Below are 12,567 nucleotides of genomic sequence, written 5' to 3' on the forward strand. Positions count from 1 at the left end.
GGGAATTATTGCGATTTCCTATTTATTAGCTTCCTACTAAATAGGATACAATGTGATTTATGAATAACGACTCCCAACTCATGGCCATGACGGCGCATCTCATGGTGCTTTCGCGCGCCTATCGCAGCGCCGCGGACAAGGCACTGGCCGACTTCGGCCTGTCCCAGGCCACGGCCTGGCCTGTCATCCTGACCGGCCGCCTGGGCGACGGCGTGCGGCAAGGCGCCCTGGCCGAGGCCCTGGGGGTCGAAGGCCCTTCGCTGGTGCGCGTGCTGGACCACCTCGTGGCCGCCGGCCTGCTGGAACGCCGCGAAGACGCCCAGGACCGGCGCGCCAAGACCGTGCACCTGACCGCATCCGGCCAGGCCCTGCGCGAACAGGTCGAAGGCGTGCTGGTGCAGCTGCGCCGCCAGATCTTCAAGGACATCCCCGAAGCGGACCTGGATATCTGCCTGCGCGTCTTCGAGCAGCTCAAGACCGCCCTCGGGCGCGAGTCGGCCGTCTCGCGGGAGGATTTCCAGCGATGAAGCTGCCCAGCCTCGAAGAGGTCATGTTTTCGCTCAAGTGCTATGCAGGCGCGATTTCGGCGCTGTACCTGTCGTACAGCATCGGCCTGCCGCGCCCCTTCTGGGCCATGACGACCGCCTATGTCGTCTCGCAGCCCTGGTCGGGCGCCGTGCGCTCCAAGGCGGTCTACCGCCTGGGCGGAACCTTCTTCGGCTCGGCCATGACGGTCTATACCGTGCCCCGCCTGGCGAACTACCCCGTGCTCATGACCCTGGCCATGGTGCTGTGGGTCGGCCTCTGCCTGTACATCGCCGTGCTGGACCGCACGCCGCGCTCGTATCTGTTCATGCTGGCCGGCTACACGGCGGCCATGATCGGCTTTCCCAGCGTGAGCGATCCGGCCACGGTGTTCGATACCGCGCTGGCCCGCGTGGAGGAAATCAGCCTGGGCATCATCTGCGCCACCCTGGCGCACAGCCTGGTCTTCCCGCGCGGCATCGGCCGGCCCCTGATGGGCCGGCTGGACGCCACGGTGCGCGATGCGCGCAGCTGGATCCAGGACGTCATCAAGCGCGCGCGCGAACGCGACGAGAAAAAAGGCGCCAAGGACCGCCGCACGCTGGCCAATGACATCACACAGCTGCGCCTGATGGCGACCCACGTGCCTTTCGACACCGGCAATATCCGCTGGACGGCCAATGCCCTGGCCGCCATGCAGGACCGCATCATCGCCCTGACGCCCGCCGTCTCGGCCGTCGAGGACCGCCTGCAGGCGCTGGAGGCCGCCGGCCGCGAGCTGCCGGCCCCCATGCGCGCGGTCATGGACGATATCTCCGCCTGGATGGACGACAGCGCCCAGGCCACGCGCGAACAGGCCGTGCGCCTGCGCGCCGTGCTCACGCGGCTGACGCCCGCCATCCAGGCCGAATCCGGCTGGGATGACGCCCTGCTCACCAGCCTGGTGGTGCGCCTGCGCGAACTGGTCGACACCTACGACGCCTGCCTGGCGCTGCGGCTGGACATCCGCGCCGGCCTGCAAGGCAAGCCGCGGGCCTCGGCGCGCCGCCTCACCCGCGGCCCGGCCCTGCACCGCGACCACGGCCTGGCCCTGCTGTCGGCGCTGGCCGCCGGCCTGGCGATCTCGGTGTGCTGCCTCTTCTGGATAGGCACGGCGTGGAGCAATGGGGCCACGGCGGCGCTGATGGCGGCCATCTTCAGCTGTTTTTTCGCCGCCCAGGACAACCCCGTGCCCGGCATCATGCAGTTCCTGACCTACACGATTTATTCCATCCCGCTGTCGGCGCTGTACCTGCTGGGCATCATGCCGGCCGTGCATTCATTCGAGATGTTGGCGCTGTCGCTGTTTCCGGTGGCTTTTGTGACCGGCATCTTTCTGGCGCGGCCCACGACGGCGTCCAAGGCCATGGCGGTTTTCTTCGGCCTGACGGGCACGCTGGCCCTGCACGACACCCACACCGCCGATCTGGTGTCCTTCCTGGACACCACGCTGGCCCAGTGCATCGGCGTGGCGATGGCGGCCATCATCGCCGCCATTTTCCGCACCGTCAGCGTGGAATGGAGCACGCGCCGCCTGCAAAGCGCCAACTGGAAGGAGCTGGCCGCGCTGGCCGGCGCGCACCGCGTGATCGGGCGCCAGGCCTTTGCCGCCCGGCTGCTGGACCGCATCGGCCTCTTGCAGCCGCGCCTGGCCATGGCCAAGCGCCGCGACGACCAGCTGGCCGATGACGCCTTGAAGGATTTGCGCGTGGGCAAGGACATCGCCGAATTGCAGCGCGCCCGGCGCCACCTGCCCGTGGCCGACGCGGCCATCCAGCCGGTGCTGCGCGGCCTGGCCGAGAGCTTCCGCCAGCGCTTGTCCGGCCGGCATGGCGAGCGCCCGGCCGCATTGCTGACTCATATCGACCGCGCGCTGCAAAGCGTGTGCGCCACGCCCGACTCGGGCCAGGCCGCGCGCGAACGCGCCGTGGTGGCGCTGGTGGGCATCCGGCGCGCGTTTTTTCCCGATGCCCAGGCTTACCGCCCTCTGATGGCTGTCCAGGAGGGCTGAAAAAAATGATAGGCGAATTCAATTTCTACGGCATTTATTTCCCCTGGCTGCTGGTGCTGGCGCTGCCGGCGCTGCTCCTGAGCTGGGTCTTGCGGCGCGTGCTCGCCCGCGCGGGTTTCTATCGCCTCGTCTGGCATCCGGCCTTGTTCGACCTCGCGCTGGCCGTGGTGCTGCTGTATGGCGTCTACCTGATTTCCCCTTATTTCCTCCAGAGATAGCAGTATGAAACTCCCCAACTCGCTCCGTCCGGCCGCGCTTGGCAGATATGCCGTCACCGCGCTTGCCGTGCTCGCCGCGGTCTATGCCGGGTGGCAACTCTGGGTTCACTACGAAGTCGAACCCTGGACCCGCGATGGCCGCGTCAAGGCCTATGTCGTGCAGGTCGCCCCCGATGTGTCCGGCCTGGTGACGGCCGTGCCTGTCCAGGATAACCAGGACGTCAAGGCCGGCGACATCTTGTTCGAAATCGACCGCGCCCGTTTCCAGCTGGCCTTCGACCAGGCCGATGCCGCGGTGCGCGCCGAGCAGGTGGCCCGCGAACAGGCCACGCGCGACGTCAAGCGCAACCGCTCCCTGGGCCAGCTGGTCTCGGCCGAGACGCTGGAACAGAGCCAGACGCGCCTGCAGCAAACCGAGGCCGCGCTGGCCCAGGCCGAGGTGCAGCTGAACGTCGCCCGCCTGAATCTGCAGCGCAGCCGTGTGCTGGCCGCCGTCGACGGCCGGGTCACCAACCTGGACCTGCGCGTGGGCTCGTATGCCAGCGCCGGACGGGCCGTGATGGCCCTGGTCGATGCGGGCTCTTTCTACGTCGAAGGGTATTTCGAAGAGACCAAGCTGCCCAACATCCACGAAGGCGATCCGGTGCTGGTCACGCTGATGGGCGAATCGCGGCAGATCCGCGGCCATGTGGAAAGCGTGGCCATGGGCATCGCCGACCGCGACCGCAGCACCAGCGCCAACCTGCTGCCCAATGTGAACCCGACCTTCAACTGGGTGCGGCTGGCCCAGCGCATCCCGGTGCGCGTGCGCATCGACGAAGTGCCCGAAGGCGTGCGCCTGGTCGCCGGCCAGACGGCCACCGTGGCCATCGATACCGCGGCCCTGGCCGCCAAACACTGAGCTGTTTTATCCGACTGATTTTTGCATCCGAAGTCCCGCCATGAATATCCGAACCCTGATCCCGCTGACATTGGCGCTCGCGCTGGCGGGTTGCGGCGCCGTCGGCCCCGACTACCGCGTGCCCGATGACGCGGCGGCCCTGCGGCCCGCGGCGCAAGCGCCCTTCGCCGAAGCCGCGGCCCATCCGCAGCAGGCGCTGCCGCCGAACTGGTGGCGCCTGTACCAAGACCCCGTGCTCGACCAGCTGGTCGAATCGGCGCTGGCGGCCAACACCGACCTGCGCGTGGCCGCCGCCAACCTGGAACGCTCCCAGGCCATGACGCGCGAAGCCCAGGCGCAGCAATCGCCCACGCTGGGCGTGAACGCCTCGCCGACGTTCGGCCATGTCTCGGGCGTCCAGGAATTGCAGCCCGATGTCCGCCCGCAGGACCGCTGGTCATATTCCAGCGGCGCCAGCATCTCCTATCAGGTCGACCTGTTCGGCCAGATCCGCCGCGCCATCGAGGCGGCGCGGGGCGATGAACAGGCCGCCCAGGCCGCCTATGACGCGGCCCGCGTGACCGTGGTCGCCGAGACCGCGCGCGCCTATGCCGATCTGTGCTCGGCCGGCATGCAGCTGGCCTCGGCGCGGCACTCGGTGGACGTGCAGCGCGAATCGGTCGACGCCGTGCAGCGCCTGCAGCAGGCCGGGCGCGGCACCTCGCTGGACCTGTCGCGCGCGCGCAGCCAGCTGGAGCAATTGCAGGCCAATCTGCCGCCCTTCGAGGCCCAGCAGCGCACGGCCTTCTATCGCCTGGCCGCCCTCACCGGCCGCGCCCCGGCCGAACTGCCGCAGACCCTGCTGCAATGCGCCCAGGCGCCGCGCCTGGCGCAGACCATCCCGGTGGGCGACGGCGCCGCGCTGCTGCGCCGCCGTCCCGACATCCGCCAGGCCGAACGCAGCCTGGCCGCCGCCACCGCGCGCATCGGCGTGGCCACGGCCGATCTCTATCCCAAGATCTCGCTGGGCCTGTCCGGCGCCTCGGGCGGCCCGGCCACGATGTTCGGCGACCGCGGCACCTTCAGCTGGAGCGTGGGTCCGCTCATCACCTGGACCCTGCCCAATACGGGCGCGGTCCAGGCCCGCATCGCCGAGGCGCAAGCCTCGACCAAGGCGGCGCTGGCCCGTTTCGACGGCGCCGTGCTCAACGCCTTGCGCGAAACCGAGAGCGCGCTGGTCACCTATGCGCGCCAGCTGGACCGCGATGCCGCGCTGCGCGCCGCGCGCGACCAGAGCGCCCTGGCCGCGAACCAGGCGCGGCAGTTGTTCCAGCTCGGCAAGACCGATTATCTGACCGTGCTCGACGCCGAACGCACGCTGGCCAGCAATGAAAGCGCGCTGGCCGCCTCGCAGGCCAGCTTGTCCACCGACCAGATCGCGCTCTTCCTGGCCCTGGGCGGCGGCTGGGAAACGGAGACGCCGGCGCCGCAATAAGGCGGCGGCGCCGCGGGTGTCGGTCAGCGCGGCTTCAATGCACGGTGCTGCCGTCGGGCGGGGCCTGGTTCAGGCCCAGCGCGGCTTCCCAGCTGCGCAGGGGCACGCAGGTCTGCAAGCGCACGATGCCCCGCTGCACCAGGGCCGGATGCAGTTCATGGCCGACGGAGCTGGCGATGTCGATGGTGGCGTCGCCATGCAGTTCATCGAGCCGCGCGTGGGCGGCCTGGGCAAGGGCCACCGGCATGACCGGATCGGCCGCGCCGTGCAGGATATGGATGGTGGTGTATTGGGGCGGCGCCTTGGGCAGCTGGGCATAGCGGCCCGAAAAGGCCAGCACCCGCCCGGCCAGGCCTTCGTGAGCCTGCACGGCCTCCAGCGCCATGATGGCCCCCTGCGAGAAGCCCGCCAGGGCGGTATCCGATTGCAGCAGGCCCAGGCGCTGCTGCTGCGCCTGGATATAGGCCACCAGCGGCGGCAGGGCCGCCGCCACGCGCGCCGCGCGGTTTTCTTCGGTGACGCCGCGCACGGAAAACCACTGGCGGCCGGCGCCGCCGCCGTCAAAGGGCTCGGTGCCGGCCGGGATCAGCACGGCCGAGGCCGGAAAAGCCTGGCGGATGGCCAGGGCCATGCTTTCCAGGCCGTCCGGCGTGCCGCCCACGCCATGCAGAAGAATGAAGAGCTGTTTGACGTCGATGTGCGGCTCGGGCAGGAATTCGATGGCGGTGCCGACGGGTGTGTTCATGATGCGGATCCGGTGTCGCTCGGGGCCAGGCCCCATGAACTCCCATTCTATCCCTGCTCATTCGAACTCGCGGCGCGGGTGCTGGATGATGACGCCGTACCAGCCCAGGCCGGGATAGGTTTCATAACCCGGCGTGAGCGCATAGCCCACCATGCTGCGATCGGCGTTCTGGTAATAGCCGCGAGGCTGCCCTTCATTGCGCAGCAGGCAGCGTTCCTTGAGCAGGCCCTGGCCGTCCGAGGCGGCAATGACGCGATCCTTGCTGTCGATCAGCATGCAGCGCGTGCGGCGCCACTCTTCCTCGCTCAGGCCCACCGAGCGCACGATGGTGTCGGCCTGCTGCGCCCAGTCGAAGAAAATGCCCAGCACGCCCAGCGGCTCGCCGTCGCGCTCGGCCCCGGCGCGCACGGCCGTGGCATAGGTGGCGACCTGGGCATTGTCCAGGAGCGGTTCGCAATGGATGTCGAGCGCGGCGTAATCGCCGCCGCTGGCCGTGGCCATGCCGCGTCGGAACCACTCGGCCTGCGACACATCGGCGCCCGTGACGCGCGGATAGCGCCCGGGCCGGCCGCTGGCCACCACCCGCCCCCGGGCATCGGCCACCCAGAGATCGAGATAGACGGTGTAGCTGTCCAGGATGACGCCCAGCCGCTCGCTGGCATGGCTGGCGCCCTGGCCGGACACAAGCAGATCGACCAGCGAGGAATCGGTGGCCCACCAGCGCACGTCGCAGGACCGCTCGTAGAGATTGCGGTCCATGGTCTCTATCATGTTCAGGGCCAGGTCGCCCAGGCGCCGGCCTTCATGGCCGCGGATTTCCTGCAAGGTGTGCTCGCCGATGCGGATCAGGTCGGCGATCGAACCCGCCAGTTCCTGTTTCAGGGCATCGGCGATGCTGGTGATCTGCTCGGAGACGAATTGCACCTGGTTGGCCACGACCGCGAAGCCGCGTCCCGCCTCGCCGGAACGCGCGGCCTCGATGCGGGCGTTCAGGGAGAGGTATTTGGCTTGCTGATTGATGTCGACGATGCTGGAGATCTTGTCGTTGGAGATTTTTTCCACGCGGCGCGAAAGCTCGACGATCTTCTCGGGAAGGTGGGCCATGATGACTGCTCCTCTTGCAGGGTGGTGGAAACAGATAAGCCTTCCCAAGCAGGAAACATGCCAAGCCCGGCCCGGCGCTGTTTCTCCCTCTTGCGGTCGGTTTCCGCCCCGCTTTGGGCCACGGCACGGGGCCTCCCGCCTCGGGCGCGGCCATTTGGCACCATTTTGGTGCCTATCCGGCCGCCGGCTTTCCGGTATGATTTACTGTATATTCATACAGTAATACAGGAACACCGGCCATGCCGTCGCCCGAACATATCCATCCCGCGCTCTGGCGGGCCACGCAGTTGGCCCGGGCCAGCGCGCGCGTGGTGCCCACGGGCCACGCCGAGCTGTCCGCGCAACTGCCCGAAGGCGGCTGGCCCCTGGGCTGCCTGACCGAATTGCTCCTGCCCCACCCGGGCAGCGGCGAACTGCGCCTCCTGTCCACGGCCATCGCCGGGCGCGGCGATGGCCGGCCGGTCGCCCTGGTGCAGCCGCCCTTCACGCCGCATATCGCCGCCTGGCGGCAATGGCGGCTCGCGCCCGAGCGCCTGTTGTGGGTGGCGCCGGCCAAGGCGGGCGACGCCTTGTGGGCCGCCGAGCAGATCCTCAAGCACGCCAGCTGCGCGGCCCTGCTGTGCTGGCTGCCCCAGGCCCGCCCCGAATCCCTGCGCCGGCTGCATCTGGCCGCCCAGGCCAGCGACACGCTGTTCTTCGCGCTGCGCCCGGCGCAGGCCGCGCACAGCGCCTCGCCCGCGCCGCTGCGGCTGGCGCTGGCGCCGGCGCCCGGCGGCCTGTCCATCCATATTCTCAAGCGCCGCGGCCCGGTGTGCGAGACCCCGATTTTCCTGCCGCTGGACGGATCCCTCGCCCGCGCGGCCCAAGCCCTGCCTTCTCATGCGACTCTGGATCGCCATCCATCTTCATCATCTGTCTCTGGACAGCGTGCAAGCCCGGCGGCCTGAACCCGGCCATTGCTGCGCCGTCCTGGAGCAGGAGCGCATCGTCGCGCTCTCGCCGGCGGCCTGCCAGGCGGGCCTGGAGATCGGCATGCGGCGCGCCAGCGCCCTGGTCCTGGCGCCCGGGGCCGAGCTGCTGGCGCGCGATGCGCAGGCCGAGACGCGCCGCCTGCACGAGGCCGCGCTGGCCCTGCTGCAATACACGCCGCAACTGGCGCTGCGCGAGCCCGACGCCCTGCTGCTGGATGTCGGCGCCAGCCTGCGGCTGTTTCGCGGCCCCCGGGCCCTGGCCCGGCGCGTGCGGGCCAGCCTGGCCGCGCTCGGCCTGCATGGCCGGCTGGGCATGGGGCCCACGGCCCAGGGCGCCTGGCTGCTGGCCCGGGGCGCGGCGGCCGGCGCCTTGCGCCTGGACAGCCTGGCGCGCCGCCTGGACACCCTGCCCCTGGACCTGCTGCCCGAAACCCAGCCCCAGGCCGCCTGGCTGCAAGGCCTGGGCTGCAGCCGCCTGGCCGAGCTGCGCGCCCTGCCGCGGGGCGGCCTGCAACGCCGCGCCGGCCCGGCCTTGCTGCTGGCGCTGGACCGCGCCTACGGGCAGGCCAGCGAGGCCCATCGCTGGTTCGCGCCGCCGCCGCGCTTTGCCGCCCGCCTCGAACTCATGGACTACGTCGAGCATACCCATGCCCTGATGGACGCGGCCGGGCGGCTGACCGAACAGCTCAGCGGCTGGCTGCATGGCTGCCGGCGCGCCGTGCGCGCCATCACGCTCACGCTCGAACACGAGCGCGGCCGCCGCGCCCGTCCGCCTTCGCTGCTTACCCTGGCCATGGCCGAGCCGGTCTGGCACAGCCGCCATCTGCTGGGCCTGCTGCGCGAACGCCTGGACCGCCTCGAACTGGCCGCGCCCGTCATCGCCGTGGCCCTGTCCGCGCATGAAACCGTCGAGCCCGAGGCCGCCAGCGACACGCTTTTCCCCGAGCCCGGCGGCAATGCCGCCGACCATGCCCGCCTGCTGGATCTGCTGGCCGCGCGCCTGGGGCCCGAGGCCGTGCGCCAGGCCGCGCCCCAGGCCGACCACCGCCCCGAGGTCGCCAATCACTGGCAGCCCGCCCATCACCGCGCCCGTGCGCGCGACAGCCAGCCCGCCGGCCCCCTGGACCGGCCCTTCTGGCTGGTCGAGCCCGCCCGCGCCCTGAGCGAGCGCGGCCACCGCCCGGTCTATCAGGGCCAGCCCCTGCGCCTGGTACGCGGCCCCGAACGCATCGAAAGCGGCTGGTGGGATGCCGCGCAGACCCAGCGCGATTACTTCGTGGCCGAAGACGAGGCCGGCGCCCGCTACTGGCTGTACCGCGAGCATGGCCAACGCTGGTTCCTGCACGGGCTGTACGCCTAGGCGAGACCATGGCCGCCGACACCTTCGCCTCCCTGCTGCCCGCCTACGCCGAGCTGGACTGCCAATCCAATTTCAGCTTTCTGACCGGCGCCTCGCATCCCGAAGAACTGGTCGAGCGCGCCGTGAAACTCGGCTATACGGCGCTGGCCATCACCGATGAGTGCTCGCTGGCCGGGGTGGTGCGCGCCCATGTCGAGGCCGCCAAGCACCGGGACCTGCAGCTCATCATCGGCAGCCGCCTGTCGCTGGACAACGGCAGCCATGCGCCCATCGAACTCGTCCTGCTGGCCCAGGACAAGGACGGCTATGGCAATCTGGCCGAACTCATCACCCTGGGCCGCGGCCGCGCCGAGAAAGGCCATTATCTGCTGCGCCCCGCCGACCTGGTCGGCCACCCGGCGGGGCGCGGCATACCGGGCTGCCTGGCCATCCTCACGCCCGCCTATGGCCAGCCGCCCGCCGAGATGGCCGCGCAGGCGCAATGGCTGGCGCGCCACTTCCCGGGCCGGGCCTGGGTCGGCCTGTCGCAATTGCAGCGCTCGCGCGATGACCTGCACCGCGCCGCCGTGCAGGCCGCCGCGCAATCGGCCGGCCTGCCCGTGGCGGCCATCGGCCAGGTGCAGATGCATGTGCGTTCGCGCAAGCCCGTGCACGACACCCTGGCCGCCATCCGCAGCGGCCGCAGCGTGGCGCAATGCGGTTATGACCTGGCCGCCAATGCCGAGCGCCACCTGCGCTCGCGCCTGCGCCTGGCCGGGCTCTATCCGGCAGCCGCCCTGGCCGAGACCCAGGCCATCGCGCAACGCTGCGATTTTTCCTTGGACGAAATCCGCTACGAATACCCCGACGAAATCGTGCCCGCCGGCCATACGCCCGCCTCCTATCTGCGCCACGCCGCCTACGAGGGCGCGGCCGGGCGCTTCCCCGGCGGGATTCCCGAATCGGTGCGCGGGCTCATCGAGAAAGAGCTCGCGCTCATCGCCGAGCTGCAATACGAAGCCTATTTCCTGACCGTGCATGACATCGTGCGCTATGCGCGCAGTCAGGGCATTCTCTGCCAGGGGCGCGGCTCGGCGGCCAACTCGGCGGTCTGCTACTGCCTGGGCATCACGGCCGTGGACCCCAGCAACGGCAATGCGCTGTTCGAGCGCTTCCTCAGCAAGGAGCGCAATGAGCCGCCCGACATCGATGTGGATTTCGAACACCAGCGCCGCGAAGAAGTCATCCAGTACATCTATGGCAAATACGGCCGCCCGCGCGCCGCGCTGACGGCGGTGGTCATCACCTACCGGCCGCGCAGCGTGCTGCGCGACACCGGCCGCGCGCTCGGTCTGGACCCGGCCATCATCGACGCCGTGGCGCGCGCCCATCAATGGTGGGACGGCAAAAAAGAAATGCTGCGCACCCTGGGCCAGTGCGGGCTGGACCCGGGCTCGCGCCTGGCCCGGCAATGGGCCATCCTGGCCGAAACCCTGATCGGTTTTCCCCGCCATCTGTCGCAGCATCCGGGCGGTTTCGTCATCTCGCGCGGCAAGCTCTCGCGGCTGGTGCCGATCGAAAACGCCGCCATGGAAGGCCGCAGCGTGGTGCAATGGGACAAGGACGATCTCGACGCCCTCAACCTGCTGAAGGTCGATGTGCTGGCGCTGGGCATGCTGTCCATGCTGCGGCGCGCGCTGGAGATGGCCGGCCGGCGGCGCGGCGCCCCGCTGGCGCTGCACCAGATCCCGCAGGGCGACACGCCCACCTATGACATGATCTGCCGCGCCGATACCGTGGGCACCTTCCAGATCGAATCGCGCGCGCAGATGAGCATGCTGCCGCGCCTGCGGCCGCGCTGCTACTACGACCTGGTGGTGCAGGTGGCCATCGTGCGCCCCGGACCCATCCAGGGCGGCATGGTCCATCCCTATCTGCGCCGCCGCCAGGGCAAGGAAGACGTCATCTATCCCGGCAAGGCCGTCGAAGACGTGCTCGAACGCACCAAGGGCGTGCCCATCTTCCAGGAGCAGGTCATGCAGATCGCCGTGGCCGCCGCCGGCTTCACGCCGGGCGAGGCCGACCAGTTGCGGCGCTCCATGGCGGCGTGGCGGCGCAAGGGCGGGGTCGATAAATTCCGCCAGAAACTCATCAACGGCCTGCTCAAGAACCAATACAGCCTGGAGTTCGCCGAGGCGCTGTTCCGCCAGATCGAAGGGTTTGGCGAATATGGCTTTCCGGAAAGCCATGCCGCCAGCTTCGCCCAGCTGGCCTATGCCAGCGCCTGGCTCAAATGCCATGAGCCCGAAGCCTTTCTGGCCGCGCTGCTGAATTCCCAGCCCATGGGCTTTTACGCCCCCGCGCAATTGGTGCAGGACGCCCGCCGCCACGGCGTGAGGGTGCTGCCGGTCGACATCACCCAGAGCCGCTGGGAAGCCTCGTTCGAAGCCCTGCCCGGCCAGGCCCGCCCGGCCGTGCGCCTGGGCCTGAACCAGATCAAGGGCCTCAAGGAAGCCGCCGGGCTGCGCATCGAGGCCGCCCGCCAGCAACAGCCCTATGCCGACATCGCCGACCTCGGGCGCCGCGCCGGCCTGACCCGCCAGGAGCTCGACGCCCTGGCGGCCGCCGACGCCCTGCGCCCGCTGGCCGGACATCGCCGCCAGGCCCGCTGGCAGTCCGCCGCCGGCGTGCACAGCCGCGACCTGCTGCGCGATGCGCCCATCCACGAAACCGAACGCCCCCTGCTGCCCGCCCCCACCGAAGGCCAGACCATCGTGGCCGACTACGACAGCACCGGCCTGACCCTGAATCGCCATCCGGTCTCGCTGCTGCGCGCCCAGCTGGCCGCCCGCCGCTTCGAACCGGCCAAGGTCCTCAACACCTATCCGGACCGCCGCCTGGCGCGCGCCTGCGGCATCGTCACCGTGCGCCAGCGCCCCCAGACCGCCAAAGGCACCATCTTCGTCACCATCGAAGACGAAACCGGCCCGGTCAATGTGGTGGTCCGCAATGAACTCATCGAACGCCAGCGCCGCGAACTGCTCGGCGCCGTCCTGCTCGGCGTCTACGGCACCTGGCAGAACATCGACAACGTCCGCAACCTCGTCGCGCAGCGCCTGGTCGACCTGTCCGCCCTATTGCAGCAGCTCGACGAAGACGGCCTGCAAACGCAGAGCCGGAATTTTCATTGACCTCACGGTGCCTGACACCTGCCCTATCGACCACGCATGGCCGACACCG

General features: G+C 69.8%; 10 protein-coding genes. 8 read left to right on the forward strand and 2 right to left on the reverse strand.

Annotated features, from left to right (window positions below):
• Positions 1 to 59 precede the first annotated feature (59 nt).
• The 5 genes from L540_RS00715 to L540_RS00735 are packed head-to-tail and all read left to right on the forward strand — an operon-like array spanning position 60 to position 5,168.
• The gene (locus tag L540_RS00715) at positions 60 to 527 is read left to right on the forward strand and encodes a MarR family winged helix-turn-helix transcriptional regulator (protein ID WP_043209245.1); all 468 of its coding nucleotides are present in this window, start codon (positions 60 to 62) and stop codon (positions 525 to 527) included.
• Positions 524 to 2,575, forward strand: coding sequence for an FUSC family protein (locus L540_RS00720; protein ID WP_043209247.1), 2,052 nt, complete (start codon positions 524 to 526; stop codon positions 2,573 to 2,575). The genes L540_RS00715 and L540_RS00720 overlap by 4 nt, the downstream gene beginning before the upstream one ends.
• A 5-nt stretch (positions 2,576 to 2,580) precedes the next feature.
• A complete protein-coding gene (locus L540_RS00725) occupies positions 2,581 to 2,793 on the forward strand; it encodes a DUF1656 domain-containing protein (RefSeq protein ID WP_043209249.1) in 213 nt (70 codons plus the stop codon).
• Positions 2,794 to 2,797: 4 nt separating this feature from the next.
• A complete protein-coding gene (locus L540_RS00730; protein WP_043209251.1) occupies positions 2,798 to 3,694 on the forward strand; it encodes an efflux RND transporter periplasmic adaptor subunit in 897 nt (298 codons plus the stop codon).
• 40 nt (positions 3,695 to 3,734) lie between these two features.
• A complete protein-coding gene (locus tag L540_RS00735; protein WP_043209253.1) occupies positions 3,735 to 5,168 on the forward strand; it encodes an efflux transporter outer membrane subunit in 1,434 nt (477 codons plus the stop codon).
• Between the two features lie 34 nt (positions 5,169 to 5,202).
• On the opposite strand, the gene ypfH is transcribed toward L540_RS00735, so the two are convergent.
• On the reverse strand, positions 5,203 to 5,913 hold the full coding sequence (gene ypfH, locus L540_RS00740; RefSeq protein WP_043209255.1) for an esterase: 711 nt from the start codon (positions 5,911 to 5,913) through the stop codon (positions 5,203 to 5,205).
• A gap of 57 nt (positions 5,914 to 5,970) precedes the next feature.
• Positions 5,971 to 7,017 carry a methyl-accepting chemotaxis protein gene (locus L540_RS22050; RefSeq protein ID WP_043209257.1) on the reverse strand — a complete coding sequence of 349 codons (1,047 nt, stop codon included), beginning with the start codon at positions 7,015 to 7,017 and terminating at the stop codon, positions 5,971 to 5,973.
• A gap of 239 nt (positions 7,018 to 7,256) precedes the next feature.
• Here L540_RS22050 and imuA point away from each other — a divergent pair, with 239 nt between their 5' ends.
• Genes imuA through L540_RS00760 form a run of 3 tightly spaced genes read left to right on the forward strand, consistent with a single transcriptional unit; the run spans position 7,257 to position 12,518 of the window.
• On the forward strand, positions 7,257 to 7,964 hold the full coding sequence (imuA, locus tag L540_RS00750) for a translesion DNA synthesis-associated protein ImuA (RefSeq protein ID WP_043209259.1): 708 nt from the start codon (positions 7,257 to 7,259) through the stop codon (positions 7,962 to 7,964).
• Positions 7,897 to 9,348, forward strand: coding sequence for a Y-family DNA polymerase (locus L540_RS00755; protein ID WP_043209261.1), 1,452 nt, complete (start codon positions 7,897 to 7,899; stop codon positions 9,346 to 9,348). The genes imuA and L540_RS00755 overlap by 68 nt, the downstream gene beginning before the upstream one ends.
• 8 nt (positions 9,349 to 9,356) lie before the next feature.
• A complete protein-coding gene (locus L540_RS00760) occupies positions 9,357 to 12,518 on the forward strand; it encodes an error-prone DNA polymerase (protein WP_043209262.1) in 3,162 nt (1,053 codons plus the stop codon).
• Positions 12,519 to 12,567: the final 49 nt, after the last annotated feature.

The sequence above is a fragment of the Bordetella pseudohinzii genome (assembly GCF_000657795.2).
In the GTDB taxonomy this organism is placed as follows: Bacteria; Pseudomonadota; Gammaproteobacteria; order Burkholderiales; family Burkholderiaceae_B; genus Bordetella; species Bordetella pseudohinzii.